Origin of the sequence: Huijunlia imazamoxiresistens (genome assembly GCF_037132455.1) — a bacterium.
GTDB lineage: Bacteria > Bacteroidota > Bacteroidia > Chitinophagales > Chitinophagaceae > Flavisolibacter > Flavisolibacter imazamoxiresistens.
This window is the reverse complement of record NZ_JBBBEI010000010.1, coordinates 21,283-47,480: the sequence shown is the minus strand read 5'-3', so window position 1 is coordinate 47,480 and position 26,198 is coordinate 21,283. Positions and strand designations below refer to the sequence as shown.

The 26,198-nt window shown below is 56.9% G+C and carries 25 protein-coding genes; 14 read left to right on the top strand and 11 right to left on the bottom strand.

Going from position 1 to position 26,198, the window contains the following annotated elements; all coding sequences use genetic code 11:
* Positions 1 to 25: 25 nt before the first annotated feature.
* The gene (locus tag V9K67_RS13575; protein ID WP_336723321.1) at positions 26 to 1,426 is read right to left on the bottom strand and encodes a chloride channel protein; all 1,401 of its coding nucleotides are present in this window, start codon (positions 1,424 to 1,426) and stop codon (positions 26 to 28) included.
* A gap of 212 nt (positions 1,427 to 1,638) precedes the next feature.
* Here V9K67_RS13575 and V9K67_RS13570 point away from each other — a divergent pair, with 212 nt between their 5' ends.
* The gene (locus V9K67_RS13570; RefSeq protein ID WP_336723318.1) at positions 1,639 to 3,882 is read left to right on the top strand and encodes a bifunctional alpha,alpha-trehalose-phosphate synthase (UDP-forming)/trehalose-phosphatase; all 2,244 of its coding nucleotides are present in this window, start codon (positions 1,639 to 1,641) and stop codon (positions 3,880 to 3,882) included.
* A gap of 173 nt (positions 3,883 to 4,055) precedes the next feature.
* Here V9K67_RS13570 and V9K67_RS13565 read toward each other — a convergent pair whose 3' ends face one another.
* The 3 genes from V9K67_RS13565 to V9K67_RS13555 all read right to left on the bottom strand — a co-directional run bounded on the left by V9K67_RS13565 (position 4,056) and on the right by V9K67_RS13555 (position 6,527).
* Positions 4,056 to 4,262, bottom strand: coding sequence for a hypothetical protein (locus tag V9K67_RS13565; RefSeq protein WP_336723315.1), 207 nt, complete (start codon positions 4,260 to 4,262; stop codon positions 4,056 to 4,058).
* A gap of 74 nt (positions 4,263 to 4,336) precedes the next feature.
* Entirely contained in the window at positions 4,337 to 5,728 is a 1,392-nt protein-coding gene (locus V9K67_RS13560; RefSeq protein ID WP_336723312.1) for a sensor histidine kinase, read from the bottom strand.
* A gap of 112 nt (positions 5,729 to 5,840) precedes the next feature.
* Positions 5,841 to 6,527, bottom strand: coding sequence for a response regulator transcription factor (locus tag V9K67_RS13555; protein WP_336723309.1), 687 nt, complete (start codon positions 6,525 to 6,527; stop codon positions 5,841 to 5,843).
* Positions 6,528 to 6,699: 172 nt separating this feature from the next.
* Here V9K67_RS13555 and V9K67_RS13550 point away from each other — a divergent pair, with 172 nt between their 5' ends.
* The 4 genes from V9K67_RS13550 (at position 6,700) to V9K67_RS13535 (ending at position 11,579) form a co-directional block, all read left to right on the top strand.
* Positions 6,700 to 7,704: a PAS domain-containing sensor histidine kinase gene (locus V9K67_RS13550; protein WP_336723307.1), complete on the top strand. Its 1,005-nt coding sequence runs from the start codon at positions 6,700 to 6,702 to the stop codon at positions 7,702 to 7,704.
* Between the two features lie 194 nt (positions 7,705 to 7,898).
* A complete protein-coding gene (locus V9K67_RS13545; protein ID WP_336723305.1) occupies positions 7,899 to 9,560 on the top strand; it encodes a tetratricopeptide repeat protein in 1,662 nt (553 codons plus the stop codon).
* A 364-nt stretch (positions 9,561 to 9,924) separates the two neighbouring features.
* Entirely contained in the window at positions 9,925 to 10,422 is a 498-nt protein-coding gene (locus V9K67_RS13540; protein ID WP_336723302.1) for a hypothetical protein, read from the top strand.
* Between the two features lie 143 nt (positions 10,423 to 10,565).
* On the top strand, positions 10,566 to 11,579 hold the full coding sequence (locus V9K67_RS13535; RefSeq protein ID WP_336723299.1) for an alpha/beta hydrolase: 1,014 nt from the start codon (positions 10,566 to 10,568) through the stop codon (positions 11,577 to 11,579).
* 162 nt (positions 11,580 to 11,741) lie between these two features.
* On the opposite strand, the gene V9K67_RS13530 is transcribed toward V9K67_RS13535, so the two are convergent.
* The gene (locus V9K67_RS13530) at positions 11,742 to 12,530 is read right to left on the bottom strand and encodes an SOS response-associated peptidase (protein WP_336723296.1); all 789 of its coding nucleotides are present in this window, start codon (positions 12,528 to 12,530) and stop codon (positions 11,742 to 11,744) included.
* Positions 12,530 to 13,021 carry a hypothetical protein gene (locus tag V9K67_RS13525; protein WP_336723293.1) on the bottom strand — a complete coding sequence of 164 codons (492 nt, stop codon included), beginning with the start codon at positions 13,019 to 13,021 and terminating at the stop codon, positions 12,530 to 12,532. Before V9K67_RS13525 ends, V9K67_RS13530 begins: the two co-directional genes overlap by 1 nt.
* Before the next feature lie 291 nt (positions 13,022 to 13,312).
* Between V9K67_RS13525 and V9K67_RS13520 the strand changes: the two genes are divergently transcribed.
* Entirely contained in the window at positions 13,313 to 14,137 is an 825-nt protein-coding gene (locus V9K67_RS13520) for a DNA/RNA non-specific endonuclease (RefSeq protein WP_336723291.1), read from the top strand.
* Between the two features lie 64 nt (positions 14,138 to 14,201).
* On the opposite strand, the gene V9K67_RS13515 is transcribed toward V9K67_RS13520, so the two are convergent.
* Positions 14,202 to 15,146 carry a D-2-hydroxyacid dehydrogenase gene (locus tag V9K67_RS13515; RefSeq protein ID WP_336723289.1) on the bottom strand — a complete coding sequence of 315 codons (945 nt, stop codon included), beginning with the start codon at positions 15,144 to 15,146 and terminating at the stop codon, positions 14,202 to 14,204.
* 232 nt (positions 15,147 to 15,378) lie between these two features.
* Here V9K67_RS13515 and V9K67_RS13510 point away from each other — a divergent pair, with 232 nt between their 5' ends.
* The gene (locus V9K67_RS13510; RefSeq protein ID WP_336723288.1) at positions 15,379 to 15,597 is read left to right on the top strand and encodes a hypothetical protein; all 219 of its coding nucleotides are present in this window, start codon (positions 15,379 to 15,381) and stop codon (positions 15,595 to 15,597) included.
* 134 nt (positions 15,598 to 15,731) lie between these two features.
* Here the strand turns inward: V9K67_RS13510 and V9K67_RS13505 are convergent, their stop codons facing one another.
* Positions 15,732 to 17,273: a SulP family inorganic anion transporter gene (locus V9K67_RS13505; protein WP_336723286.1), complete on the bottom strand. Its 1,542-nt coding sequence runs from the start codon at positions 17,271 to 17,273 to the stop codon at positions 15,732 to 15,734.
* A 205-nt stretch (positions 17,274 to 17,478) separates the two neighbouring features.
* Between V9K67_RS13505 and pxpB the strand changes: the two genes are divergently transcribed.
* Positions 17,479 to 18,201: a 5-oxoprolinase subunit PxpB gene (gene pxpB / locus V9K67_RS13500; protein ID WP_336723285.1), complete on the top strand. Its 723-nt coding sequence runs from the start codon at positions 17,479 to 17,481 to the stop codon at positions 18,199 to 18,201.
* Complete coding sequence (locus tag V9K67_RS13495) at positions 18,167 to 19,153, top strand: 5-oxoprolinase subunit C family protein (protein ID WP_336723284.1); 987 nt, start codon at positions 18,167 to 18,169, stop codon at positions 19,151 to 19,153. Before pxpB ends, V9K67_RS13495 begins: the two co-directional genes overlap by 35 nt.
* Here the strand turns inward: V9K67_RS13495 and V9K67_RS13490 are convergent.
* Positions 19,150 to 20,961, bottom strand: a complete 1,812-nt coding sequence (locus V9K67_RS13490; protein WP_336723283.1) for an N-acetylmuramoyl-L-alanine amidase — start codon at positions 20,959 to 20,961, stop codon at positions 19,150 to 19,152. The two genes, V9K67_RS13495 and V9K67_RS13490, sit on opposite strands and share 4 nt — an antisense overlap.
* Entirely contained in the window at positions 20,958 to 21,320 is a 363-nt protein-coding gene (locus V9K67_RS13485) for a BlaI/MecI/CopY family transcriptional regulator (protein WP_336723281.1), read from the bottom strand. The genes V9K67_RS13490 and V9K67_RS13485 overlap by 4 nt, the downstream gene beginning before the upstream one ends.
* 133 nt (positions 21,321 to 21,453) lie before the next feature.
* Here V9K67_RS13485 and V9K67_RS13480 point away from each other — a divergent pair, with 133 nt between their 5' ends.
* The 4 genes from V9K67_RS13480 to V9K67_RS13465 all read left to right on the top strand — a co-directional run bounded on the left by V9K67_RS13480 (position 21,454) and on the right by V9K67_RS13465 (position 23,887).
* On the top strand, positions 21,454 to 22,203 hold the full coding sequence (locus V9K67_RS13480; RefSeq protein ID WP_336723280.1) for a 5-oxoprolinase subunit PxpA: 750 nt from the start codon (positions 21,454 to 21,456) through the stop codon (positions 22,201 to 22,203).
* A 58-nt stretch (positions 22,204 to 22,261) separates the two neighbouring features.
* Positions 22,262 to 22,885, top strand: coding sequence for a hypothetical protein (locus V9K67_RS13475; protein ID WP_336723278.1), 624 nt, complete (start codon positions 22,262 to 22,264; stop codon positions 22,883 to 22,885).
* A gap of 85 nt (positions 22,886 to 22,970) precedes the next feature.
* On the top strand, positions 22,971 to 23,261 hold the full coding sequence (locus tag V9K67_RS13470) for a YciI family protein (RefSeq protein ID WP_336723277.1): 291 nt from the start codon (positions 22,971 to 22,973) through the stop codon (positions 23,259 to 23,261).
* A gap of 53 nt (positions 23,262 to 23,314) precedes the next feature.
* Positions 23,315 to 23,887, top strand: a complete 573-nt coding sequence (locus tag V9K67_RS13465; RefSeq protein ID WP_336723276.1) for a DUF4256 domain-containing protein — start codon at positions 23,315 to 23,317, stop codon at positions 23,885 to 23,887.
* A gap of 94 nt (positions 23,888 to 23,981) precedes the next feature.
* Here the strand turns inward: V9K67_RS13465 and V9K67_RS13460 are convergent, their stop codons facing one another.
* Positions 23,982 to 24,689, bottom strand: coding sequence for a hypothetical protein (locus V9K67_RS13460; protein WP_336723274.1), 708 nt, complete (start codon positions 24,687 to 24,689; stop codon positions 23,982 to 23,984).
* A 122-nt stretch (positions 24,690 to 24,811) separates the two neighbouring features.
* On the opposite strand from V9K67_RS13460, the gene V9K67_RS13455 reads away from it, so the two are divergent.
* Complete coding sequence (locus V9K67_RS13455) at positions 24,812 to 26,044, top strand: NRAMP family divalent metal transporter (RefSeq protein WP_336723273.1); 1,233 nt, start codon at positions 24,812 to 24,814, stop codon at positions 26,042 to 26,044.
* Positions 26,045 to 26,198 lie beyond the last annotated feature (154 nt).

Sequence of the window (26,198 nt, the reverse complement as noted above, 5' to 3'; positions counted from 1 at the left end):
GGAATCTTTTTTCATTTCCACGGCTTCACTTTTCCGTTTCCCTGTTTTCCTTCGCTTTTTCCCCATTCCCCTGTTCTCCATCTCCTAACGCATCCTTCAGGTAACCCTTTTTCAGCTGGTCGTAAAAGGAGTGTCCGTCCACCAGCAGGGCGGCCAGGTTGGCGGCCAGGGCGGCCAGAAGCAGGTGGAAGATGACGCTGTGCCGGTCGGTCATTTCCAGCACCAGGATGGCCGAGGTGAAGGGCGTCCGGGTAACGCCGGTCAGGAAGCCCACCATGCCGCTGAGGATCAGGATGTTGGCGGTGGCGCCCGTCATCCCCGACAGGTCGGCCACATACGCCCCGATGGACGCCCCGGCCGCCAGGGCAGGGGCAAACACACCGCCGGCCCCGCCGGTGATAAAGCACAGGACGGGACCGAAGATGCGCCACAGCACGGTCTGCCCTTCCATGCTTTTGTCCGGGGTAAACAATACCTTGTTCATGATCTCTTTTCCCGACCCCATCACCTGGTGGTCCAGGAAAAAGGCGACACCTGCCAGCAACAGGGCGGCGCCCGCCAGGAACAGGAGGTTTTTGGAAGGGGTGTTGAAGCGGCTGCGCCATTTCATGGCCCGCAGGATGATACGGCACATGGCGGCGCCCCCGAGGCCCCCCAGGACCGCCGTGGCGGCCACGCCGAAAAAGACCGTGAACCGCAGGTTGCCGACATCGGGATAACCCAGGTACAGGTAGGGGCCCAGGATGGCCTGGGCGGTGAGGCCGGCAATGATGACGGCCGAAAACAGGGCGGTGCGGAAATATTTTACATGGATGCGCGCCAGCTCTTCCATGGCAAATACCAGCCCGCCCAGGGGGGTGTTGAAGGCGGCCGCCAGCCCGGCGGCCGCCCCGGTCAGGATAAAGTTCTGCAACGCCAGCCGGGGCCAGCGGGCCGGGATCCATTTGTTGACCAGGTGAAAGACCGAGCCGGCGATCTGGATGGTGGGTCCCTCGCGGCCAACGGCGGCACCGCCCAGCACCATCACCAGGCTGGAGGCGATCTTGGTGACCATAATGCGGAAGCCCAGGAGCTTATCGACCTTCGCGGCCTGGCGGGGAGTGGACAGGTCGATGGCCGCCATCACCTGCGGAATGCCGCTGCCGCGGGCATTGGGAGCAAACCACTGCACGATCCACCAGGCCAGGGAAAAGCAAAGGGGCATCAGCAAAAAGATCGACCACTTGTAGGAATGAAACAGGTAGGCCGACAACTGCTCGGCATACCCGAACAGGCGGGCATACCCTACCGCCACCAGGCCCGCCAACAGGGAGGCCACCCAGAACGGCAGTGCCTGCAACACATTTTCCCGGAACTTTTCGGGAAATAGCAGTTCAAAGCCGTACATCACCTGTTGTCTTAATTTCTGGAACCGGTCATGCTTCATGTAGGGGAGTTCAGGGGTGAAGGGCGAAGGAATCGTCAGGGGGCCCCGGAAGGCGGCTGCAAAGCTAAGATAGGAAAACCTCCGGCAATGGGGGAAACGACGCCTTCCGAACTTCTAATTGAAAATTAATTTCATTTTAATGCACCTCTACGTTCACGATTCTAGGTTTGATGCCCAATATCCTCCGACCATTCACCTTAAAACCTGAATGCATGAACACAAGGAACAGACTTTTTATTATAGCCAACCGGCTGCCGGTGCAGGTGCAGGGCATCGCGGGGGAGATCAGTGTGCAGCCCAGCGCCGGTGGACTGGTATCCGCGGTCAACTCGTACCTCAACGGTGAGGGCGGTACCGCCGCCACCGGCTATGCCGAAACCTTCTGGGTGGGCATGCCCTGTTGCAGCCCCGAAACCTGGACCAAGGCCGAAACCTTCCTGGAGCCTTCACCCTATACCTTCCTGCCGGTCTTTGCTCCCCGGAAGACGTACGACGGCTACTACAACGGTTTTTCCAATTCGGTGCTCTGGCCCCTGTTTCACTATTTTCCTTCCTACGCCGAATACAGCACCGAGGATTTCCAGGCGTACCAGCAGGTGAACGCGGCCTTCGCCGAAGTGATCGCCCGCCATGCCCGCCCCGGCGACGTGGTCTGGATCCACGACTACCACCTGCTGCCCCTGGCGGCCCAGGTGCGGCGGCTGGTGCCCGAGATCACCATCGGCTTTTTCCTGCATATCCCGTTCCCCTCTTACGAGCTCTTTCGCATGCTGCCCCGTCCCTGGCAGGAGGACCTGCTGCAGGGCATGATGGGCGCCGACCTGGTGGGCTTCCATACCATCGATTATGTCACCCACTTCCTGCAGTGCGTCAAGATCATCCTGGGCGCCGATACCGATAACCGGATGATCACCTACGACAACCGCCTGGTAACGGCCGGGGTGTTTCCCATCAGCATCGACTTCGACCTGTTCAGCAATGGCTTTGCGGTTCCGGAAGTGCAGGAGCGGCGCGCGACCCTGAAACAATCCTTTGAGGGCAAGCAGATCATTTTTTCCGTGGACCGGCTCGACTATACCAAGGGCGTCAGCCACCGACTCCGTGCCTACGAACACTTCCTGGTCACCCATCCCGAATTCCGCGAAAAGGTGGTGTTCATCCTGGTGGTGGTGCCTTCCCGCGATACCATCTCGCGCTACCAGGAACGCAAAAAGCTCATCGACGAACTGATCAGCAACATCAACTCCCGGGTCGGCACCCTCAACTGGCAGCCGGTCATTTACCAGTACCAGTCGCTGCCCTTCGAAGAAATGCTGGCGCTGTACACCGCCTGCGACCTGGCGCTGATCACCCCGCTGCGCGACGGCATGAACCTGGTGGCCAAGGAATTCGTGGCGGCCCGCCAGGACCAGGGCGGCGTATTGCTGCTGAGCGAAATGGCCGGGGCGGCCAAGGAGCTGGTCACGGCCCTGTTCATCAATCCCAATGACGTGGAGGAGATCGCCGGCAAGATCCACAGCGGCCTGACCATGAGCCCGCAGGAACAGCGCACCCGTATGGAGCTGATGCGCCGGCGCATCGCCCACTACCAGGTAAAGGACTGGGCAGCGGACTTCCTGGGCCAGCTGTCCGACATGAAGCGGCGGCAGCAGGACTACCAGGTAAAATTCCTGGACGACTTGTCGCGGGTAGACCTTTTTGACAAATGGGACCGGAGCCGCCGGCGGCTGATTCTTCTGGATTATGACGGCACGCTGGTGCCCTTTGCCGATACGCCGGGCCAGGCCCGGCCGGGCGCCCACCTCCTGGAGCTGCTGCAGCAACTGGCCGAGGCCCCGAACAATACGGTCTGCATCATCAGCGGCCGCGACAGCGCCACCCTTGACAGCTGGCTGGGACACCTGCCCCTGAACATCATCGCCGAACACGGCGCCCGCATGAAGGAAAAGGAAGGCAGCTGGCGGGACCGCACCGGGGCGCCCCGCGAATGGAAAGGGCTGGTGCGCGACCTGATGGAAGCCACCGTGCAGCAATGTCCCGGCTCGTTCGTGGAAACCAAGGAGTTTTCGGTGGTCTGGCACTACCGCAATACCAATAGCGAAGCGGCGGCGCTGCGTGCGGCGGAGCTGTTCAAGGATCTGAACGAGTATACCCATAACCTGGGCGTGCAGGTGCTGCGGGGCAACAAAATGGTGGAAGTAAGGGTGTATGGCATGAACAAGGGACTGGTGATCCAGGAGGAGTTTTCTCCCGAGCGGTTCGACTTCATCCTGGCCCTGGGCGACGACCGGACCGACGAGGATATGTTCCGGGCCCTGGCGGCCGACCGCAACGCCTGGACCATCAAAATCGGAGCGGAGGCCTCCTTTGCCCGCTTCAACCTCTACACCCCGCAAATGGTCCTGTCCCTGCTGGGTGCGCTCAGCCATAAGGAGTCGCTGATGAAGGTCGGATGATTTCGGATTTCGGAACCTTTGACAGAAGAAACTGTATTATTTATAAGATGGCCCTCGAAACCCGGGGGCTTTTTGTTTATTATATCGAATGTTAGAGGGCTTTTGCTGCAAAAGACACTTACTACAGTCAAGGGTTCCGAAATCCGAAATCCGACATCCGAAATTTCGCATTCCTATCCTTTTTCTTTCCGCATTACCAGGCGCTTTTCTTTCTTTTCGGCCAGCTTGATATTTACGGCCTGCAGGGAATCGTTCTCCAGGATCAGTTCCCGGTTGCGCTGCCGGTAGGTCTGGTTCTTTACCCAGAGCCAGGTGTTGGTCAACAGCAAAAAGGCAATGACAGACAGCAGCGCCGCCAGTATGCGTACGGGAGATCTCATATCCGGGAGTTATTTCTTTACGGAAAAGTGCAACTATCTTATTAAGCCGGCCTTAGTCTGGGATTAGAAAGCGATTAAAACCGCGGGATTTTCTGCACCGAGGGCAACACGACGGTAAATATAGTGCCCACCTGCACCTCCGACTGCACGCTGATGGTGCCTTTGTGCAGCTTGATGATCCGGTAGGCCAGGGACAGCCCCAGGCCGAAGCCCTCGCGGTGCAGCGTGGATTCGGACCGGTAAAAGGGCTCGAAGATCGTGGGCAGGTCGGCCGCCGGGATGCCGACCCCCTTGTCGATAATTTGGATGATGATGTCCTGCTCTTTTGCGGACAGCTGCACGACGGCTTCGTGGGGGTCGGAATATTTGCAGGCGTTGATGACGATATTTTTGATGGCCGTGAACAGCAGTTCTTCATTGCCCGTCGCCAGCAGGGCTTCCTCCTCCTCGGGCAGCTCGCCGAACTGCAACTGCACCAGGTGGCATTTGTTGGCCTTAGCCAGCTCGGAAGGCAGCCGCAGCAGCACTTCGTCCACCCGGATGGGGTGGATCTCAATGCCGGCGGCCGTGCCCGCCGCCTTGGCAAACTGCAGCAGCGTCAGGGTCAGCTGGCTCATGTTGCGCACATCCTGGTAAATGGACTGCAGCACCTTGCGGTATTCCCCGGCCTCCCGCTCACGCTGCAGCGACACCTCCAGCTGGCTGGAAATGGCGGTCAGCGGGGTGGACAGCTCGTGCGAGGCGTTGGCGATAAAGCGGCGCTGCATTTCAAAGCTTTCCTGCAGGCGGTCGAGCAGCTGGTTCAGCGTGCCCGCCAGGTAGTGCCATTCGTCGCGGCCGGAGCCTTCGGCGATCCGGCTGGCCATGTTCCGCGCCGAGATCTCGTTGACTTCGTCGGCAATTTTGCGGATGGGCAGCAGCAGCCGCGAAGAAAAAATATAGCCCGAAAGAAAGGTCACCACCACGCCCCCGATAAAGCTGAAGATCAGGATCGCCGACAGCTGCTGCAGGTGGCGGAGGCCCGCCTCGTCCAGGCCGGCAGCCACCAGCACCAGCCGGTTGCGGGCATCGGTATAATGATAAGCCACGATATCCTTCCGTCCCAGTCGGTAGGCTTTCAGTCCCTCCACCCGGGCCGCGTCCAGGATGGTTTCGTCCACCGCGATCGTGTCCGACAGGCGGTCGCTGAACGAGTAGATCTTGTTGTTCAGGTAATCGTAGGCCTGCACGGTCTTATGGCTCAGCGACATGGCCGTGGAGGAGTCGATCTTCTGGATCAGCTGGGGATGAAAGGTCTCGGACTGGCTGAGCAGCCGGCCCGTGGTGATGGCCCGGTTGGCCAGGCGGCTGGTGATGATGCGGATCCGGCTGTCGTGCGACACATAATAAACCGTGGCACACACCAGGCTCAGTATCGTAAATACAATGGCCGTAAACAAAAACGTGATCCGGAGGCGGATGGGCATGTTCTTTAAGTTAAAGGGTATGAGAAGTTTCCGAGTTTACAAGTTTACGAGTTTACGAGTTCCTGATGGGCGCAAGCAACTCGTAAACTCGTAAACTTGTAAACTCGGAAACTTATTCTTTAAGAACGTACCCCATACCGACTTGCGTCTGGATCAGTTTAGGTTCAAAGTGCTTGTCGACTTTGTTGCGGAGGTAGCTGATGTAGACGTCGATGACGTTGGTGTTGGTGTCGAAGTCGATGTCCCAGACGTTGATGGCGATATCGGCCCGGGAGACCACGCGGTTCTTGTTGCGCAGCAGGTATTCCAGCAGTTGGAATTCTTTGGCGGTGAGGTTGATGCGTACCTGGCCGCGGGCCACTTCCTTGCTGTCGAGGTTCATGGTCAGGTCGGCGGCTTTCAGCACATTGCCTACCGGCAGCTGTTGCTGCATGGTGCGCTTCAGCAGCACACGGATCTTCAGCAGCAGCTCGTGGAATTCGAAGGGCTTGACCAGGTAGTCGTCGGCGCCGGCATCGTAGCCTTCCACCTTGTCGCCCAACGAGCCCAGGGCGGTCAGCATGATGATGGGAATGCCCGTATCCTGGGCCCGGATCTTTTTGCACAGCTCGTAGCCATTCAGCCCCGGCAGGTTGATGTCGAGGATCACCAGGTTATAGTCGTGGGCCTGGAACAGCTTATAGCCGATGGCGCCGTCGTAGGCCACTTCCACGTAGTAGCCGTTTTCCGTCAGCCCCAGCTTGATGGTATCGGCAATCTTGCGCTCGTCTTCCACAATCAGGATCTTCCGTTCTTCCATGGGTAAAAATGAAAAGGGTGAAAAAAAATAGGGGGCAACCGGAGGGGCAAGTTAGGGAACTGCCCCAAATGATCGGCGTTTTCCGGCCGGGGATTTCCTTTGACCCTTTAAATTGGCGTTAAAAAGGGTGTAGTACGTTTTTTGCAGGAACAACCCAATCAACTTCCGGTCAATGGCGGAGTATCAAAAGTTCTTCAATATATCCCACGACCTCTTTTGCATCCTGGACCAGGACGGGTTTTATAAAAAGGTAAATCCTGCATTTTTCGATTTGCTCGCCTACCCGGAAGCGGAGCTTATGGGCCATCCCTTTGTTTATTTTATTCACCCCGATGATGTGGCGGTTACGGTACGGGAATACCAGGAGGTGAAGGCGGGCAAGCACAACCAGGTGGTGGAAAACCGCTTTCGCAGCCGCGACGGCCGCTATTTCTGGATCTCCTGGTCCACGATCGTACAGGATGAAGCGGGTAATTTTTATTCCTGCGGCCAGAACATTACCGAGCAGAAGCACCTGCGGGAAACCCTGCGCCGGGAGCAGGAAGATAGCCGCCGGAAAGTTACCCGGGCCATTATCAACACCCAGGAAAAGGAACGCTCCCGGATCAGCCAGGAGCTGCATGACAACGTCAACCAGGTGCTGACCACGGTAAAGCTGCTGATGGAGCTCAGCCTCGAGGACGGCCCGAATAACCAGGTTACCCTGGAGCGGGCACGTAAGCTCCAGCAGGAGGCGATCGATGAGATCCGCAGTCTTTCCAAACAACTGGCAGCTCCCTCGCTGGCGAATATTAACCTGTGCGATTCCGTCAAGGACCTGCTCGGGTCCGTGGCCTTTACTCAAAAGCTGAAGGTTTCCTTCCATACCGCCGGCCTGGAAGACTGCCGCATGGACCAGTACATTCACCTGATGCTGTTCCGCATCCTGCAGGAACATTTTACCAACATCCTGAAGCATGCCCAGGCCCGGAAGGTGGAGGTGGACCTTTCCCAGGCCGAAGGGGTGCTGAGCGCCACGGTGACCGACGACGGAAAAGGCTTCGACCCCAACGAGCGCAGCGCCGGCATCGGCATCCAGAATATGCGCACCCGGGCGGAAACCGTGAACGGGACCTTATCCCTGCAAAGTGCTCCCGGCAAGGGGTGCACGCTGTTCATTCGCATCCCCCTGAGGTAATTATACTGCTAAGAATAGGCAATAGGCAACAAGCAACAAGCAACAAGCAATAAGCAACAAGCCATTGCCTATTGTCTATTGCCCATTGATGGGCAGTTCTAATTCCTTTTTAATGCCTCTCTAATGCCCTGCTAAGGCTGACCTTCTAGTTTAGTCCACGGAAACAACAAGAAAACCTAAACCCACCGATGTGTATGAAAAGGACAATGATGATTACCTCCTGTCTCTTCCTGGCCAAACTGCTGACGGCCCAGGACCTGCAGGATGCCAAAAAGCTGAATTATTACGAACGGTATAACAGTGCCAAAACCGCGGCTCATGCCCTGTTGAAAGCCGATCCCTCCAGGGCTGAAACCTGGTACGTGCTGAGCCAGGCCTACCTGCCGAAAAAGGAAACCGCCCTGTTGAAAGACAGCCTCCAGCGGGCGCCGGAAGACGTAAAAAAGGAACCTTATTTCCAGGTGGCTTACGGCTCCGTGCTGCTGCAGGAGCAAAAAGCCGACAGCGCCCGCCTGTATTTCGAACAGGCGCTGGACAAAACCAAATCGAAGAACGCCGACATTTTGCTGGCCGTGGCCAATGCCCATATCGAGGAGAAGGCCGGTGACGCCAATTATGCCATCGAGCAGTTGAATAAGGCCCTCAAACGTAAAAAGAACAGCGCCGAGCTGTTTACCGCCCTGGGCAATGCCTACCGCAAGCTCGACAACGGTACCGAGGCTTATAAAGCCTACCAGCAGGCCCTGAACGCCGACGGCAACTATGCCGCCGCCAAATACCAACTGGGCAAGATCTTCGCCACGCAGAAGAACCCCGAAATGTACCTGAAGTTTTACAACGAGGTAGTGGCGCAGGATTCGCTCTACGCCCCGGCTTATTATGGCCTGTACTACCACTATTACTTTAAGGATCCCGCCAAGGCCATGGATTATTTCCAGCGCTACCAGGCTAAAAGCGATGCCGATGCGCAGAACGATTATGCCTATACCGACCTGCTGTACCTGAACAAGCGCTACGATGCCGCCATCGCCCACGCCCAGGAACTGATCAGTAAGGGCGATCCTAAGTCGGCGCCCCGTCTGAACAAGCTGATCGCCTACAGCTATAAGGACCAGCACGACTCCCTGACCGCCCTGCAGTATATGAACCGCTACTTCGCCACCGCCAACGACAGCGATTTTGTGCAGAAGGACTATGAAATGATGGGAGAGATCTATGCCTCCATGGAAGGGAAAAGAGATTCCGCCGGCTACTTTTTCCAAAAGGCCGTGCGCCTGGAAAAAGACAGTGTGGCCCGTATCGCCTCCTACCTGAAGCTGTCGGAACTCTATAAAGGGTTGCAGGACTATTCCGGCCAGGCCCTTTGGCTGGGCAAATACACCGACGGCAACCCGAAGGCCACCAACGTCGACCTGTTCAACTGGGGCCTGGCGCACTACCGGGCTAAAGAGTTTGTCCAGTCCGACTCGGTCTTCGCCCGCTACATGGAAAAATATCCCGAGCAGACCTTTGGCTATTATTGGAGGGCCCGCAGCAGCGCCGCCATCGATACGGCCATGACCGCCGGACTGGCTGTTCCGCACTACCAGAAAGTGGTGGACATGCTGGAGAAGGATACTACCGACAATTCTACCAACAAGAAATGGCTGATCGAAGCGTACGGCTACCTGGCCGCTTATAAAACCAATGCGGAAAAAGATTACGCCGCCGCCATCGCTTATTTCGAAAAGCTGCTGGCACTGGATCCCGGCAACGGGGATGTGCAGAAATACATCGGCATCCTGAAAAAGAATATGGCCGGCAAGGAAACTTCCCAGGCGACGAAGTCCAAAGAAGCAACGAAGCCGGAAATGTGAGGAATAAGTACGAGGTACGAAGTACGCCGTATGGTAGTACCGATAGTGATGGAGATACCATTGGAAGGGATGTGTCCAACGTCTTTTCCCTATGGAAAAATCGATGAAGGATCCTCTTCAGGATCTTCAAAGAGCCTTAGGGGAGCAGGCCGGTTGAGAAGGTTCCGCCTGCCACCCCGAAGGTGCATTCAGTAAGGCCTTCAAATCGAAAGATTTGAGGGCCTTATTTTGTGCGAAGAACAGGGCGTTCGCCGTTCCGAACCAGGCATTCGCCGAAAGCCTGGGGGCGATACGGTTTTGTTTTCTACCTTTCTATTGCTATTTTGTAAGCGGTATTTTCGATTTCCTCACCAAAACAGATACTATGAGGTGTATATTTTTATTTGTCATTTGTTTTTCCCTGGCCACGGCCTCCCGTGCCCAGAGCGGTTATGCTTCCGTGAAGCTGGAACACAAGACGGATTTCAAAAAAGCCGAAGAACAGGTGTTGCATGCCAGCCACCTGCTGCTGTCCACCAAATTCGATAAAGACGATCTCGACCGGTTATATGCCATCCAGTTCCTGATGAAATGGATGGAGGGCACGCCCGACTACAGCCTGAACCTGGAAGGCAAGTATGCCAAACCCTTTGCGGACGACCCGGATATCCTGGGATTGTATATGGCTGCCCTGGTGCAACTGGCCGTTGAAAGCAAGGGTGCCCCTAAAGATGCGGCCAGTCTGCAGCTCCATGCCGCCAAAAGGGTGCTGCAGTATGCCGCCGTTCCTGCCAACAACCTGAAACTCCAGGGCGAGCTGAAGAAAATGAGCGCCGCCCATAAAAAGAACGAACTGGAAAAATATTTCGCAGCCATTAAATAACCGCCTGGCAACAGGCCCCGGAAAAAAGTACCGAGGTTGAACAGAAACGCCTGTTCAACCTTTTTCATTTGGGGTTTTGGAAAAAAAATGGCTGCCGTAAACTTTAATGGCGGTTCCGGCGTTTTAACTTTCAGGGAGTTATTATGAAACGACATCCTGTCCTGCGCTTTATGATCCGGGGGTTCCTGGTGGTGGTCGTTCTGTTGAACGGCATTGCGTTTATGCATGCGTGGCGCCTGACGCACTTTGTGCGGACGGGCGAACAGGCCGGCAACCTCCGATTGTCCAAGGCCGAAATGCTGAAAATGCTGTTCCTGGGCGTAGACCTGCAACGGCCCCAAACCGCCGCCCGGCCGTCCGTTCCTTACCAGGTGGTGCAGCTACGGGGCGACAAAACCCTGGAAGCCTGGATGATCCGGGCCGACACCGCCGCGGGCAAAGGCACGATCGTGCTGTTTCATGGTTACGGGGGCGAAAAGTCGGGGCTGCTGCCTAAGGCCATGGAGTTTCGAAAAATGGGTTACCACACCCTGCTGGTCGACTTCCGCGGCTCCGGCGGCTCCGAAGGCGTTCAAACCACCATCGGCGTGCAGGAAGCCGGTGAAGTAAAAGTCTGTTACGATTACCTGCAGGCGCAGGGGGAAAAGAACATCCACCTGTTTGGCACGTCCATGGGTGCCGTAGCGATCCTGAAAGCGATCCACGATTACGGGTTCCAGCCGGCGTCCATCTTCATTGAATGTCCTTTCGGCTCCATGTACCAGACCGTTTCCGCCCGTTTTCGCCTGGCGGGTGCGCCCTCCTTTCCGCTGGCGGGGCTGCTGCTGTTCTGGGGCGGCCTGCAAAACGGTTTCTGGGCCTTCAGTCACAATCCCGAAACATATGCCAAAAGTGTTCATTGTCCCACGCTGCTGCTGTACGGCGAATGCGATCCCAAGGTAAGCCGCCGGGAGATCGACACCATTTTTGCCCGTTTGCAGGGGCCCAAGCAGTTGGTTACCTACCCCCGTGCCGGCCACGAAAGCTACCTGTTACGCTACCGCCAGAAGTGGGTCAATGATGTCAGTGGTTTTTTAGAAGGTATGGTGGCCTCACCCCCGGCCCCTCCCGCTGAGGCGGGACAGGTTCTCCAGGTGGAGAGGGGTGCCCAAACCTGAATTTTATCCTGCTGGTTTGATCCCAATAAAGTTTTCTTAAACAGAAAAGCCTTTTCCACACCGGAAAAGGCTTTTCTGTTTCACGCGCTTCTCTCTTCTACCCTTTGGGAAAAGACTATAGTTTGGGCACCCCTCTCCAGTTGGAAGGGGCCGGGGGTGAGGTTAAAACAGTTCCTGGACGTTGCTGTCCTGGCCCAGGGGGGGCAGGCTGGGCCAGGCGAAGGGCTCGGTCTTGCTTTTCCCGTCAGGGCGTTCCTTGGAGGTGCGGATGGTATAGACCGGCCAGTCTTCCAGCGCTTCGGAAGGGAGCTGGTAGTCCAGGAGGCGGGCCAGTTCGTGGTCTTCCAGGTCGGGGAGGAGCCACTGGGTTTCCAGGTCGCGGGGCAGGAAAAGGGGCATGCGGTGGGCGTTGTCGCCGCAGTTGTGGATCTGCTGCATGCGGCTGTTGGCGGAGCGGGTGACGACGGTAAAGGTGCCCGTGACCTCGCCGGTCTCGGGATCGGCGAGGTGGGGGTAGTGGTACAGGCCGGGCAGGCAGAACATCGGGCGCCCTTTCTGGTAGATGTAGTAGGGCACTTTGTTCTTCCAGTTCCTGATCTCGCGGTGTTCGAAGATGCCGGTCACCGGCACCAGGCAGCGGGTATAGCGGATGCGCCGCCAGAAGGAGCGCTGGTCGTCGCGGATCTTTTCGGCCTGGGCGTTGCACATCCATTTGCGGCCGGTTTTGATCTTTTCGGGCGTGTCCATATAACCGGCGATCACGCCCCATTCAAAGCTTTTCAGGCGGTACTGCCCGTTTTCGAACAGCACCACGGGATAGCGGGAAAAGGCCTGCGCCTGCACATGGATATAGCGGCCGAAGTCGAAATGCACCTGGGGATCGACTGCCAGGTTGGGAAAATAATCCGTGATCAGTTCCACCCCGGCACTGAAGGAAATGTCATAACACATCAGAAGTGGTTTTCTATTTCCTCGAATTTAACGCTAACTTCCTGAGTTTTGTAGCGCAGGCGGGTATAAAGCTGTCCGAATTCGAGGTAAATAGCGGGGTGAACGGTTTCGCCCTTCCCCGGGTTCCATCCCAGTTTGGATTGGATATAGGTGCGCAGCTTGCGCACGAATTCCTGGGAAATGCTTTTCTGCCATTGCGGGTGGAAGAGGGCGGCGTAAATCCGGTAGCCGGCCGGGCGGCGGGCGGCGATCAGCAGCTTTTCACGGTCTTCGGGATTTTTCCAGTCGTACAGCTTGCGGTAAATATCCTGGTCCAGGGCGCCGAAATGGGCCTGGGCCTCCGCCTGGCTGGAATAGTGGGTAAACAGGAAGCTGCCTTCCAGCCCGCAATCACTTTCAAGGGAGAGCGTTTGCCGGACAAAATATTCTTTGCCGCTTTCTGCTAATGCATATAATAATCTTTCGCTGAATGGTACAAATGGATTGTGCATTGTTTTTTAATTTAATGGTTCACCTGTTCACTCGATCACTGTCCTCCATACCGGGTTCGGTATCCCGTTTGTTTTGCTAATTTATTTAGCTTTTCCGGAATAAAAAATTTAGTATTTCGCGGGAAATTTGTATAGGAACCCGGGGGCGCCCTTTTGCGGAGCCGGCTGTATTTTAACCGCCTGGAACGCAGAATGTAAATCCAAAAACAATACCTAAAGAATGGGGCACTTCCCCCAACCCGTAAACTTGCAAACCTGTAAACTCGTCAACATCCCGGTATATTTGCCCCTATGAAAGGATACCTTTTCGCGTTGTTTTTGATACCCTGTGCGGTGGGCTGCAATGATGCCCCGGCCCCGCCTCCCCCCGCAAAAGGGGGCGACGAATCCACGGTTTCCACTCCCGTTCCGGCAGGCAAGGACATAGGGCTGCCGGCGCCCCTGAAAGGAGAGGAGCTGATCCGGCATGCCGGCTATACGCTCTCCTACAATGAAAAGCATGAGCAGGCCAACTGGGTGGCGTATAAACTGACGCGCAAGGGCGAACTGCGCTCCGCCAACCATGCCCGTACCGACCGGTTTCTTGCCGATCCCGAAGTGGCGAAGGGTTCGGCCGGCAATGCCGATTACGAAGGGTCGGGCTTCGACCGCGGCCACCTGGCCCCGGCCGAAGACATGGACGGCTCGAAGGTCACCATGGCCGAATCGTTTTACTACAGCAATATCAGCCCCCAGAAGCCGGCGTTCAACCGCGGCGTCTGGCGCCGGCTGGAAGAGCTGGTGCGGTTCTGGGGCGTCACCTACGACAGCATCTTCATTGTTACCGGCCCGGTGCTGACCGGCAAGCTGGCCACCATCGGCCCCAACAAGGTTTCGGTTCCGGACTATTATTTCAAGGCGGTGCTGCAGCTGAAAAAAGGCAAGGCCAGGGCCATCGGCTTTTTGCTGCCCAACGAGGCTTCGGCCGCCACGCTGAAGAGCTTTGCCGTTCCCGTGGACGACCTGGAAAAGCGTACCGGCCTGGACTTTTTCGCCCAGCTGCCCGATGACGTGGAAAAGGCGGTGGAAAAAGACCCCGAAATCGATTCCTGGAAGTGGACGCGGTCGAAGAAATAGTTTACGGGTTTACGAGTTAAGGGGTAGCGGTTTACCGCATACCCCTTGACTGTTATTCCCAGCCTTAAACCTTGTTTACCGGTTGTCCGTCCAGGTAGGCCTGTACGTTTAGAATCGTTAGGTCCATGATGCGCTGGCGGGCTTCGCGGCTCATCCAGGCGTTGTGGGGGGTGATGATACAGTTTTTTGCTGTTAGAAGGGGATTCGTTTTTTCCGGCGGTTCGGTGGACAGCACGTCGACGGCTGCGCCTGCGATGCGGCCTTCATTCAGCGCATCGGCCACGTCCTGTTCGTTCAGCAGCGGACCCCGGGCCGTATTGACCAGGAAGGCGGTGGGCTTCATGCGCTGCAGCAGCTGCCGGTTGACAAAGCCGGTATTGTCGGCCGTTAAGGGGCAGTGGAGCGACACCACGTCGCTTTGCCCAAACAGCTCGGGCAGGGCGGCAAAGGTGCCCAGGTCGGTATCCTTCGGGCTGCGGCTGTTGTACATGACCTCCATGCCGAAGGCCCGGGCGATGCGGGCGGTTTGTTGGCCAATATTGCCAAAGCCCACGATGCCCATCGTTTTTCCACTCAGTTCGGTCAGGGGCGCCAGGGTGTAGCTCCAGTCGGAAGGGCGGTGCCAACGGCCCTGGGCAACCGAAGCGGCATGCCGGCCCACAGCGTTGGTCAGCTCGAGCAGCAGGGCAAAGCTGTGCTGGGCCACGGAGGCGGTGCCATAGGCGGGCACATTGCAGACGGTGATGCCTTTGGCCGCGGCGGCCTCCGTGTCGATCACGTTGTAGCCGGTGGCCGTTACCCCGATCAGCCGCAGCTGCGGCAGGGCGTCCAGCACCGCCTTGCGGAGCGGCACCTTGTTGGTCAGGACAATGGCGGCGTCCCGGCACCGTTCCACGATCGCCTCCTCCGGCGTACGGTCGTAAACTTCCACTTCGCCCAGGTTCCGGAGTGCGTCCCAACTCAGGTCGCCAGGGTTTAAAGTATATCCGTCGGTAACAACAATCTTCATACGTATTTGTGGTTAAGTTGAAATGAGGGTTTGGTCCCGGTGATTTTTATCAGCTTTGGACCCGGGGGCATGATTCGCGTCAGGAGCCGCATATTCCCACCGGTGCGGTGATTACCTTCGTTTAAGCAACAAAGGAACGATCCCGAAGGGGGCTCCTGATTAAAAAACATCAGTGCAAAATAACAGGTTTCAGCAAGAACTTGCTGGCCGGCGCTGACCAAACTCCATCGCCATGAAAGTCATTAAAACGTATTTAGTAAAAGCCGACATCGCCCATAATTTCCTGCACCAGGAAATCACCGTATTGCCCGGCCGCTTAACCGAATTGTACCAGTGCGAGGAACTCAAATGGTACATCCGCAAGGTGGGCGGCATAGAAGAGATCTCCGGCAACCTCGCCCTCCAAATCATCGAAGGCAGCAAAGCCAAAAAGCAGGTCAGCCTGAATTAAGGAGGGCAATAGTCAATGGACAATTGACATTGGTCATTGGCGGTCTGCAAAAAAACCGGACAGGTTTTCCCAACCTGTCCGGTTTAAAAGAACTCAGGAACGAACTTGTAAACCCGTAAACTCGTAAACTTTCCTTAGCCCTCCAACTGGTTATCCGCCACTTTATAGTGCGGGTCTTCCCAGTAGTTGACCTCGATGAGCTCGGAGGCGTTGTGGAGCAGCAGGCGGCAGTCCTCGCTCAGGTGGCGCAGGTGCACCTTTTTGCCTGCCTTGCGGTAGCGTTCCGTGATCCGGTTCAGGGCTTCGATGGCCGAGTGGTCCGCCACCCGGCTTTCCTTAAAATCGATTACCACGTGTTCGGGGTCGTTCGGGATGTCGAACTTTTCCTGGAAGCCGCTGACCGAGCCAAAGAACAGCGGGCCGAAGATCTCGTAATGCTTCCAGCCGCGGCTGTCCACGAATTTTCTTGCCCGGATGCGGGTGGCATTTTCCCAGGCAAAGGCCAGCGCGGAGATCACCACGCCGGAAATGACCGCCACCGCCAGGTTGTGGTAAATAACGGTGATCAGCGTCACCAGCACCATCACCGCCACGTCGGTGGGGGGCACCTTGCGGAAGATCCGGAAGCTCGCCCACTCGAAGGTGCCGATACACACCATGAACATCAGTCCCACCAGCGCCGCCATGGGCACTTTGGCGATCAGCGAAGAGCCGAAAAGCACGATCAGCAGCAGGCCCACGGAGGCCACGATGCCCGACAGGCGGGTACGCCCGCCCGAGCTGACGTTGATGACGCTCTGCCCGATCATGGCACAGCCGCCCATGCCGCTGAAAAAGCCGGTGGTCAGGTTGGCCAGGCCCTGGGCGATGCATTCCTTGTTGCCCCTTCCCCTGGTTTCCGTCATTTCGTCGATCACCGTCAGGGTCAGCAGGCTCTCGATCAGGCCCACCAGCGCCATCATCAGGGAATACGGGAAGATAATGCGGAGGGTTTCCAGGTTGAGTGGTAGCTGGGGCAGGTGGAATTCAGGCAGGCCGCCCGCTATGGAGGCGATGTCGCCTACGGATTTGGTGGGGATGCCGAAGCCGATGATGAGGGCGGATACGATGGCCACCGCCACCAGGGAGGAGGGAACTGCTTTGGTCAGTTTGGGCAGGAAATGGATGATGGCCATGGTCAGCCCGATGAAAGCCAGCATGATCCACAGCGGGGCGCCGGTCAGCCAGTGCGAGGCGCCGGAAGCGTCGGTGGTTTTGAGGTGCTCCAGCTGCGCCATAAAGATGACGATGGCCAGGCCATTGACAAAGCCGAAAAGAACGGGATGGGGCACCAGGCGGATGAATTTTCCCAGCTTCAGCAGGCCGATGGCCACCTGGATCAGGCCCATCAGGATGACGGCGGCAAACAGGTACTCCGGACCGTGGCTCAGCACCAGCGCCACGGTAATGACGGCGATAGCCCCCGTGGCGCCCGAGATCATGCCCGGGCGGCCGCCGAGCACGGCCGTGATCAGGCCGATCATAAAGGCGGTGTACAGCCCGGTCAGGGGGCTGACGTGGGCAATGAGGGAAAAGGCCACCGCTTCCGGCACCAGGGCCAGCGCCACGGTCAGGCCGGATAAAATATCGTCTTTGGGGCTGAACTTTCTCCCCTGCAATTGGTCGATGATGGACATAAAGGTTTTCGATAACGGGTGACTAAAAGGCCGGAGGATGCAGGCAAGCGGAGGTTCCGGACGGGCGGCGCAAATGTAGTGCTTTTCGCAGAAGCCCGGGGCGGTGCACCGCACTGTGGGCAGCGGTCCGTTTCATAAAGTGGACCACTTTCCTTCCTTTCTCCTGATCATTGCGTTATCTTCATTCCCTAAAGGGTCATCGTTCATGGGATTTCCTTCATTTCGTATACAGCCCCTGGGCGACGCGGCGCTGCTGGTGCATTTCGGCGATGCCATCGACGGGGAGCTGAACGAAGCGGTGCTGGCCCTGTTTCACCGGATCCGGGCCCTGGACCTGCCCGGCCTCCTGGATGTGGTGCCGGCCTACGGTTCGCTGGCCGTTTATTACGATGTCTATACGGTGCGGCAGTTCAGCCCCGGTGGGGTTACGGCTTATGAAACGGTGGCAGGGCATATCCTGCAAATGCATGCGGAGCCGGCGGTTGCCGCCGATGGGGCTATACGTAAATTGACGGTACCGGTTTGCTACAGCCTGAAGTTTGCGCCCGACCTGGCCCTGGTGGCCGGGCAAAAGGGCATAACGCCCCAGGAGGTGGTGCGCCTGCATACTGCCCGCATTTACCGGGTATATATGATCGGCTTTCTGCCCGGCTTTGCCTACATGGGCGAGGTGGACGAACGCATTGCCGTGCCGCGGCACGCCCAGCCCCGCCGGCAGGTCGACGCCGGCTGCGTGGGCATCGCCGGCCGGCAGACGGGCATTTATCCCCTGGCGTCGCCCGGCGGCTGGCAGATCGTGGGGCGGACGCCCCTGAAGCTGTTCGATCCTGCCCGCGAAGTGCCCTCCCTGTTCCGGCCCGGCGACGAAGTGCAATTCTATTCAATCGAAGAAGATGAGTTTGAAAATTATCAAAGCGGGCATCCTTGATACGGTGCAGGACCTGGGCCGGTTTGGCGGCCAGCATTCCGGCATCAATCCCGGCGGCGCCATGGACCGATTTTCGGCCCGGCTGGCCAACAGCCTGCTGGGGCGGGAGCTGGGGGCGCCGGTGCTGGAGCTGCATTTTCCCGCCTCCCGCTTCCTGTTCGAGCGCCCGGCCCTGATGTGCCTAACCGGGGCCGATTTTGCACCCACCATCAACGACCAGCCCATTCCGCTGAACCAGCCCCTGGCCGTGGGGCCGCAGTCGGTGCTGGCCTTTACCCGCCCCGTGGCGGGCGCCCGCAGTTACCTGGCCTTGTTGCCGGGACTGCGGCTGGAGCCCTGGCTCCACAGCTACAGTACCCACCTGGGACTGCAAACGGGCGGCTGGAAGGGCAGGGGGCTGCAAAAGGACGACGTGCTGGCATTCGAGCAGGATCTTCCCCTTTGGTCGTTTTTGCTGGAGCGGGCGTTTGTGCCCCTGCACTGGAAGGCGGTGCCGCCGGAGCCGGTGGCTGGCAGCCGGCTGGGCGTGCTGCGGGGCTTTGAGTGGGATTGGCTGACGGCCGAATCGGTTGCGGCGTTTTGGGAAAGCTCGTTTCGCATTACGCGGCTGGCCGACCGCATGGGCTTCCGGCTCAGCAGCCGCCCCCTGGCGGTGCAGAACCCGGGCGGTATGGTGTCGTCGCCGGTGGCGGCCGGAACGGTGCAGCTGCTGCCCGACGGGCAGTTGATCGTGCTGATGGCCGACCACCAGACCACGGGCGGTTATCCGCGCATTGCCAACCTGTGTTCCGTGGACCTGGACCGCCTGGCCCAGCTGCAGCCCAACGATGAAGTGCGGTTTACCCTTACCTCCCTGGAAGCGGCCGAGGAGGCCCTGCTGCAGCAGCAGGATTACCTGCAGGAACTGCAGCTGGATTGCCGGGAAAAGTTACGGGAAGTGCTGGGTGGCTAAGGGATAACTGGTGCCGGAACGGGAGTGTTTGGGGAAGAGGCTTCTTTCCGGGTAACAAATTCATAAACGCCATTCCTGCCTTTTTCGCCATATTTCTTACGGGCGGCATCAGCTGGTTTTACCGTAATCAAATCGGCGCTGAATGTAAATCGGTATAGTTGCTCCTTTGCCAGGTGCTTTGTGCGGGCGGTATCACCGTTCAGTATAGTGGCAGACCGGAAATTCAGGGGCGCCTTGGCGGTATTCAGGAAATTTTTTAAGGAGCCCATCTCTTTCCCATCCAGGAATACCAGGGCATCGTCCTCTGATTTGTCCGCGTTTCTGCCGGCGGCCTTCCGGGCGGCATACTGACCGATCGCCTGTAAAATCGCCGCTGCAACCTGTTCCTGGTTCTTTTCCTTCCGGATGAATTCGCGGTCCTCTTTATCGGTCAGGTACCCGCATTCGATCAGGGCTGCCGGGCAGGGGGCGTTGTTCAATACCCATACGGCGGTTTTGCGTTGCAGCGGCGCGGGAAAGGTGGTATGCAGGTTGCCGAGCCGTTCGATAAGGGCTGAACCCAGGAGCGTGCTTTGTTGGTGATGGTCCTGGTTTTGGGCGGGGATATACACTTCTATGCCTTCCGTTCTTTCTTTTGTAGCTGCTCCGGAGGCGGCCGCCAGGTGCAGGGAGATAAATAGGTCCGCTTTATTTTCTTCCGTAAATATGGTCCGCTTTCTCAGTTCCACATTTTTTTTGTCTTCCCTTGTCAGCAGGATGCGCAGGTTTTTTTGTGTATTGGCGGCCTTGATCTTTTGGGCGATGGCCAGCACGAGGTCGTCTTCGGATAGGCCCTCTGCCATGGCCCCGTTCGGTTTGTTGTCCGGCATATAGCCATGTCCCGGGTCAATGACGACAATATATTCTTTTTCGAAAGCGGCGACCGGAACAACGTTTTTCGTTTTCAGCGTAAAGGCAAGACTGGCAACGGCCAGGACGGGCAGGGCCAGCAGGCGGGCGAAAGAGCGCGGGTGGTGATCTTTTGTCAGCATAGCGAGTCGTCGTTTTATGGAGGTTTGAAAAAAGGGATGGGTCAGGTCGTGGAAGGCGCCGGGATAAGCGGCCTGCAGGATCATGGCGGCAAGGGCCGGGGTGCCGCCGGTGCCTACCGCCTTGCGGTCGGCCAAAAATTCGTGGAGGTCGCCCAGTTCTTTGCGGATGATCCAGAAAACCGGGTTGCACCAGCAGCAGACAAGCACGGCTTGCAAAAAAAGCTTGTCCAGGGTGTGGCATTCTTCCACATGCACCTGCTCGTGGCGCAGAATCAGCCGGCCCGTTTCGCTTTCGGGGTCCAGGGTGCGGTTCCAGAAAATGTAGCCCAGGAAGGAAAAGGGCGTAGCCGGGGCCGACGTGTGCACCAGCTTCAGGTGACCGTGCCTTTGCAGGGTGCCCTGGCGGAGGACTTTCCGTACCCGGAGCAGGGATTTTCCCAGCTGCACCAAAAAGAAGGCGGAGACCGCCGCATACAGTCCTCCTGCCCAGCGCTCTAACGGGTATCCCTGGCCGCTTTCCCCGGCCATTTCTTCCGCATAAGCACCGGCGTCCGTCACCACCTGCAACACCCGGATGGGGCCGGGGGCTGCTTCCGCCGGTGCCTGCCCCACCGGAAGCTCCAGCAGCGGCGCCAAGAGCGACAGGGCCGTGGCGGCCAGCAGGTAAAAACGGTTCCACCCGTGGTGGCCTTTGGAACGCATGGCTGCCCGGTAATAGAGGTACAGGGCCCCGGACAGGGCGGTGACCTTCAGCAGGTAAAAGGCGATGGGGATCATTTCTTCTTCTTTTTGAGTTGCTGGAGCAGGGTTTCCAGGTCATCGAGGCTCAGGTTGTTTTCCTGGACCATAAAGGAGACGGCCTCGCTGAACGATCCGTCGAAATAACCCTTTACCAGGTTCTTCATGCTGGCCTCGGAATATGCTTCCTTGCTGACGAGGGGATAATACTGGTGCTGGCGGCCAAATGTCCGGATGGCGGCAAACTCCTTCTCCACCAGGATTTTGAGCATGGTGGCGACCGTGTTCTGGTGCGGTTTGGGCTCGGGCAGGGCTTCCAGCACGTCGCGGATAAAGCCGCTGCCCAGCTTCCACAGCACCTGCATGATCTGTTCTTCTGCTTTCGTGAGTGTTTTCATCTGCAATGATTGAACGTTAAAGCTATAACGAATTATTTAGTTTTTTAACTAAAGGGTTAGTTTTAGTGAAAATTTTTTTCCGGCCCATTGCCTTGTTCCTCCGATTTGCTTTATTCGTGTAATTCCTATTTTTATGCTGTACTGCGATCTGAACTGCGACCTGGGCGAAGGCGCCGGCAATGATGCGGCCATCATGCCCTTTCTTTCCTCTGCCAATATTGCTTGCGGCGGCCATGCCGGCGATGCCGACACCATGAAACGGACCGTGGACCTTTGCCTCCGGTACTCCGTCGCCATCGGCGCCCATCCCTCGTATCCCGACCGGGAGCAGTTCGGGCGGGTAGACCTGTTGGGTAGCAGCGTAAAGCTGGAAGACCTGCCCGGAATGATCGGCGAACAGGTAGTCGCCCTGCAGCAGGTCTGCGCTGCCGCCGGCCTGCGCCTGCACCACGTCAAGCCCCACGGCGCCCTGTACAACCGGGCGGCAAAGGATGCGGCCGTCAGCGCCCTCATTTGTGAAACGATCCGGGCCATCGACCGCCGCCTTATTTTATACGGCTTGAGCGGCAGTTGTATGCAAGCGGAGGCGGAGCGCCTCGGCCTGCCCTTCTGCAGCGAGGTCTTTGCCGACCGCACCTATGCCGATGACGGCAGCCTGACGCCCCGCACCCAACCAAATGCGTTGATCGAGGAAGGGGAGGAGTCGGTCCGCCAGGTGCTGCAAATGGTCAAGGAAGGAGCGGTGCGTACTACTTCCGGCAAGGTCATTCCCATCGCTGCCGGCACCATCTGCCTCCACGGCGACGGCCGCCATGCCGTAGCCTTTGCCCGCAGCATTTTCGAGGCCTTGAAAAAGGAGGGGATAAGCATTTGCAGTTGTTAAGAAAAGGAAGTTGGCCGCATAGCCGGCTTCGGTTATTTTTGAGCGGAGCCTCCTTTGAATGAAAGACCTTCTTGCCATAATAATAGCAGAGAGAAGAACACTCCTCCGTGGTCACCTGGTTTCTTTTATCCTTGTTTTTCCCTTCACCTTTCTACCCATCCTTGCAGACGGACTGACCTGGACAAACATATTGCACCGGTTTCCCTTTTCGGTTCTTTATGCGTTTGGCTTTTCTTTGTTTGCAGTGGTAGCTGCGGTAGTTCAGAATTACAACAACCTGGTGAAGCGAAAGAAACTTTTTGATAAACCTGCTTTTAAAAAACTTGACTTTTACGGACGGTTGGATGGAGTAGGAAGTATTGTCCGGGAGCTGGAGACATTCTTACTAGGTAAATTGGGAAAATACTATTTCCGGATAAATCTGGTTGACCCTGAGCAAAAGACGGTGAAAATCGAGATCATTCCCTTCATTGACCTGGAAAAGAACAAGGAATTGAAGGCGAAGCTGAAAAAAGAACTGGGGTTTCAGCGCAACTTGTATTATGGGCAGACGATATCGGCTTCGGAAGCCGATTTGCAAAATGAAAATTTCCTGCTGGACAAACTGCTGATCCTGGAAGCGGTATTGAATAAATGGAACGTGACGCCGCTTAACGTGGAGGAATACTTACGAAGGGAATAGGAAAACGGACGGGTGACAGCGCCGGTGGAAAAATCTGGCCGAAGTACTCTAAATTTATCGGCCAGACTAAATAACAAATCAAGAAATGGACAAAAAGTATTTCGTATTGCACCTGCTTCCTTCGCGACCCGACTTTGCCCAGACGATGACGGATGAAGAACGGACAATTATGATGAGCCATGTGGGCTATTGGACCGAGTTGATGAACCAGGGGAAAGTAGTGGCTTTCGGACCGGTATTGGATCCCAAAGCGGTTTATGGACTGGGAATCATTTCCGCGGACAGCGAACAGGAAGTGCAGGAATTTATTGCCAATGACCCTGCCAGCAAAATCAACCGGTACGAGTATTTTCCCATGATGGCTGTTGTAAGATAGGTAGCAGGTGAAGAGTTGCTGTCGCACCTTCAACGCCAACAAATAATTTATACATGGTGGTAAAGGAAGATATAAAACTGCTGTCCCCGGACCAGCAGGAGGCGTTATTCAAATTGTTGAAAGCCCGTTTTGAAAAGAACGGCAACCGGCATAAAGGGTTGGACTGGTCTACGATACAATCCAAACTGGAGGCCAACCCGGAAAAACTGTGGTCGCTCCATGCGATGGAGAGTACCGAAGGCGAACCGGATGTGGTGGGCTGGGATCAACAGACGGGCGCATACCTGTTTGTGGATTGTGCGGCGGAAAGTCCGAAAGGGCGCAGGAGTGTATGTTACGACCACGAAGCCCTGGAATCCAGGAAAGAGCATAAGCCCCAGGACAGCGCCATGGGTATGGCAGCGGATATGGGCGTAGAGCTCTTATCCGAAGAACAGTACCGGCAACTGCAGCAGCTGGGAACTTTCGATGCGAAGACCTCCAGTTGGATCCAAACGCCTGCCGCTATACGGAAACTCGGTGGGGCCCTGTTCGCCGATTACCGCTACGGTACTGTCTTCGTGTATCATAACGGCGCCTCTTCCTACTATGCCGCCAGGGGATTCCGGGCTATCCTTAAGGTTTGAGGTGCGATAAAGTATAGCTTTCCAATGGAACCGGCCATAGACACCTATCAGGTATTGGTGACCCTATACGAATAGCTATGCCGGTAATGCTTGTTTATTTTCCTGGGGAAGCTTTGTGTTCCTTTTTGAAACCGAAGTTGATAAATGGTAATACCCTTTTTCCAATACGGTTAAATAGTCCAATTTGGAAAACCTGGCCGGTATTGCTATTGTTTATAAGAGCGATTTGGACCCCCTTACCGATATTTGTTTTATTGGAAATTCCTGCCACCAGCAACCCTTTGAAAGCAAACATTTCGTTCAACAGGCCGCTGACCTGTATCCCGCTGGTGGTATAAACATAACCGGAGAGCCCGTTCACGATTATTCCGGAATTAAATGTTTCGGAAATACCCCCAATGCTCACGGATACGCCATTGATTTTCGTCCCGTACACGACGTGCCGGAAGTCGGTGCTGTCTGAATAGGCGTTATGGGTGAAAATGCTCATCCTGTTATGCAGGGAATCCCTCCTGCCGATAAGACCGAATAGAGTGCCCCAGATCCCTCCAACAATTCCCAGGGGTCCTACTTCGATATTCAGTCCATTTACCTGTACATAAGTAGTATCGTTCCATGCGGACCAGGGATGTGCGGTCAGGCCGATTGCCACACCCGAAATATGCGTATGATTATTAAAAGGAGAAAATCCAATGGTATGACGTTGAACGTCTGCAGGCGGTAGTTTCCCCTGGCCATAGAGCCGATGGGATAGTAAGAAATGCAGGGGAAGTATAATGCATGCAATAAAATTCTTCCGCATGGCCATTTAGGATTCAGGTGAGCGTTGCGTTCAACAGTCTGTTTTTGGAAAAAGGGCGAACAGTGGATGAAAAGATACTTATTCGGGATTATTCTTCCAAAGAGCGTGAAATGGTCCCGAGTATGTTACGGTCACCCGCTCCATCATTATATTTACCTATCGGCAATAACCAACGTACAGGAAACCATTCCGCCCTCCTGGGCGCTGCCTTCCTGATGGCTACCTCGGCCATCGGGCCGGGCTTTCTTACCCAGACCGCCCAGTTCACTGCTGATCTGGGGGCTTCCTTTGGTTTCGTTATCCTTATTTCCATTCTCCTCGATATCGGTGCACAACTCAACATTTGGCGGGTGATCACGCTTAGCGAACTTCATGCACAGGACCTGGCGAACCGATTACTGCCGGGACTGGGGCTGGCCCTGGCCTGCCTGATCGGCTTTGGCGGGCTGGCCTTCAACATCGGCAACATGGCCGGCTGCGGCCTGGGCCTGCAGGCGCTGACCGGCCTGGATCCCCGGGCCGGTGCCGCTCTTAGTTGTATAGCGGGGCTGGCCCTGTTTTGGTTTCGTGAGGCCGGCCGGCGTATGGATGCCTTTGCCAAAATACTGGGACTGCTGATGGTAGGTCTTACCTGCTATATCGCCTTCGTGTCGCGGCCGCCCCTGGCCGATGCCCTCTACCGCACCATCTGGCCGGCACAAACCGACGTGCTCAAAATCATCACCCTGGTGGGCGGCACCGTGGGCGGCTACATTTCCTTTGCCGGCGCTCACCGCCTGCTGGACGCCCATATCAAAGGGCCGGAGGCCCTGCCGCAGGTGACCCGCAGCGCCGTCACCGGCATTCTCCTGACCTCGCTCATGCGGTTCGTGCTGTTCCTGGCGGCCCTGGGGGTGGTGGCGCAGGGCGTTTCGCTGGGCAGCGGCAACCCGGCGGCTTCGGTGTTCCGGGCCGCCGGCAGCCTGGGTTACCGCTTCTTCGGGCTGGTGATGTGGTGCGCCGCCATCACCTCCGTGGTGGGCGCCTCCTATACCTCTGTTTCCTTTTTCAAAACCCTCCACCCGGTCCTTGAAAAGCACGAACGGCTCATCATCTCGATGCTGATCATCACTGCTACGGTGGCTTTTGTGTTCCTGGGCAAGCCGGTGCGGCTGCTGGTCCTGGCCGGGGCGGTCAACGGCCTGATCCTGCCGCTGGCCCTGTCGGTGGTCCTGGTAGCGGCGGCCCGGTCGAAGATCATGGGCACCTACCGGCACCCGCTCTGGATGCAGGCGGCCGGCTGGGCGGTCGTGGCCGTCCTGTCCTGGATGAGCCTCCGGGTCCTTAGCGAGTTGTGGCCTGCGTCCTGGTCCTGAAATGCTGTGACTGGTAATGAGGCCTTTGTGCAGGCGGCCCGGGGCCCTGCCCAAAATTCATGTATAGGAATCGCTGTTAAATAGTTCGCCTTTGGCGTGTCCGGGTCTTTTTTACGGAAAACAGGGATAGGATTTATATATTAGAAAAATAGAA

Coding starts and splice junctions, on each gene's coding strand:
- V9K67_RS13475 (WP_336723278.1), top strand. CDS start 22,262: ATGAAAGACCTTCTTGCCATAATAATAGCAGAGAGAAGAACACTCCTC.
- V9K67_RS13540 (WP_336723302.1), top strand. CDS start 9,925: ATGAGGTGTATATTTTTATTTGTCATTTGTTTTTCCCTGGCCACGGCC.
- V9K67_RS13560 (WP_336723312.1), bottom strand. CDS start 5,728: ATGCCCATCCGCCTCCGGATCACGTTTTTGTTTACGGCCATTGTATTT.
- pxpB (WP_336723285.1), top strand. CDS start 17,479: ATGGGATTTCCTTCATTTCGTATACAGCCCCTGGGCGACGCGGCGCTG.
- V9K67_RS13460 (WP_336723274.1), bottom strand. CDS start 24,689: ATGCGGAAGAATTTTATTGCATGCATTATACTTCCCCTGCATTTCTTA.
- V9K67_RS13485 (WP_336723281.1), bottom strand. CDS start 21,320: ATGAAAACACTCACGAAAGCAGAAGAACAGATCATGCAGGTGCTGTGG.
- V9K67_RS13550 (WP_336723307.1), top strand. CDS start 6,700: ATGGCGGAGTATCAAAAGTTCTTCAATATATCCCACGACCTCTTTTGC.
- V9K67_RS13515 (WP_336723289.1), bottom strand. CDS start 15,146: ATGAAGATTGTTGTTACCGACGGATATACTTTAAACCCTGGCGACCTG.
- V9K67_RS13490 (WP_336723283.1), bottom strand. CDS start 20,961: ATGATCCCCATCGCCTTTTACCTGCTGAAGGTCACCGCCCTGTCCGGG.
- V9K67_RS13545 (WP_336723305.1), top strand. CDS start 7,899: ATGAAAAGGACAATGATGATTACCTCCTGTCTCTTCCTGGCCAAACTG.
- V9K67_RS13565 (WP_336723315.1), bottom strand. CDS start 4,262: ATGAGATCTCCCGTACGCATACTGGCGGCGCTGCTGTCTGTCATTGCC.
- V9K67_RS13555 (WP_336723309.1), bottom strand. CDS start 6,527: ATGGAAGAACGGAAGATCCTGATTGTGGAAGACGAGCGCAAGATTGCC.
- V9K67_RS13455 (WP_336723273.1), top strand. CDS start 24,812: ATGTTACGGTCACCCGCTCCATCATTATATTTACCTATCGGCAATAAC.
- V9K67_RS13575 (WP_336723321.1), bottom strand. CDS start 1,426: ATGAAGCATGACCGGTTCCAGAAATTAAGACAACAGGTGATGTACGGC.
- V9K67_RS13480 (WP_336723280.1), top strand. CDS start 21,454: ATGCTGTACTGCGATCTGAACTGCGACCTGGGCGAAGGCGCCGGCAAT.
- V9K67_RS13510 (WP_336723288.1), top strand. CDS start 15,379: ATGAAAGTCATTAAAACGTATTTAGTAAAAGCCGACATCGCCCATAAT.
- V9K67_RS13535 (WP_336723299.1), top strand. CDS start 10,566: ATGAAACGACATCCTGTCCTGCGCTTTATGATCCGGGGGTTCCTGGTG.
- V9K67_RS13525 (WP_336723293.1), bottom strand. CDS start 13,021: ATGCACAATCCATTTGTACCATTCAGCGAAAGATTATTATATGCATTA.
- V9K67_RS13470 (WP_336723277.1), top strand. CDS start 22,971: ATGGACAAAAAGTATTTCGTATTGCACCTGCTTCCTTCGCGACCCGAC.
- V9K67_RS13495 (WP_336723284.1), top strand. CDS start 18,167: ATGAGTTTGAAAATTATCAAAGCGGGCATCCTTGATACGGTGCAGGAC.
- V9K67_RS13505 (WP_336723286.1), bottom strand. CDS start 17,273: ATGTCCATCATCGACCAATTGCAGGGGAGAAAGTTCAGCCCCAAAGAC.
- V9K67_RS13570 (WP_336723318.1), top strand. CDS start 1,639: ATGAACACAAGGAACAGACTTTTTATTATAGCCAACCGGCTGCCGGTG.
- V9K67_RS13465 (WP_336723276.1), top strand. CDS start 23,315: ATGGTGGTAAAGGAAGATATAAAACTGCTGTCCCCGGACCAGCAGGAG.
- V9K67_RS13520 (WP_336723291.1), top strand. CDS start 13,313: ATGAAAGGATACCTTTTCGCGTTGTTTTTGATACCCTGTGCGGTGGGC.
- V9K67_RS13530 (WP_336723296.1), bottom strand. CDS start 12,530: ATGTGTTATGACATTTCCTTCAGTGCCGGGGTGGAACTGATCACGGAT.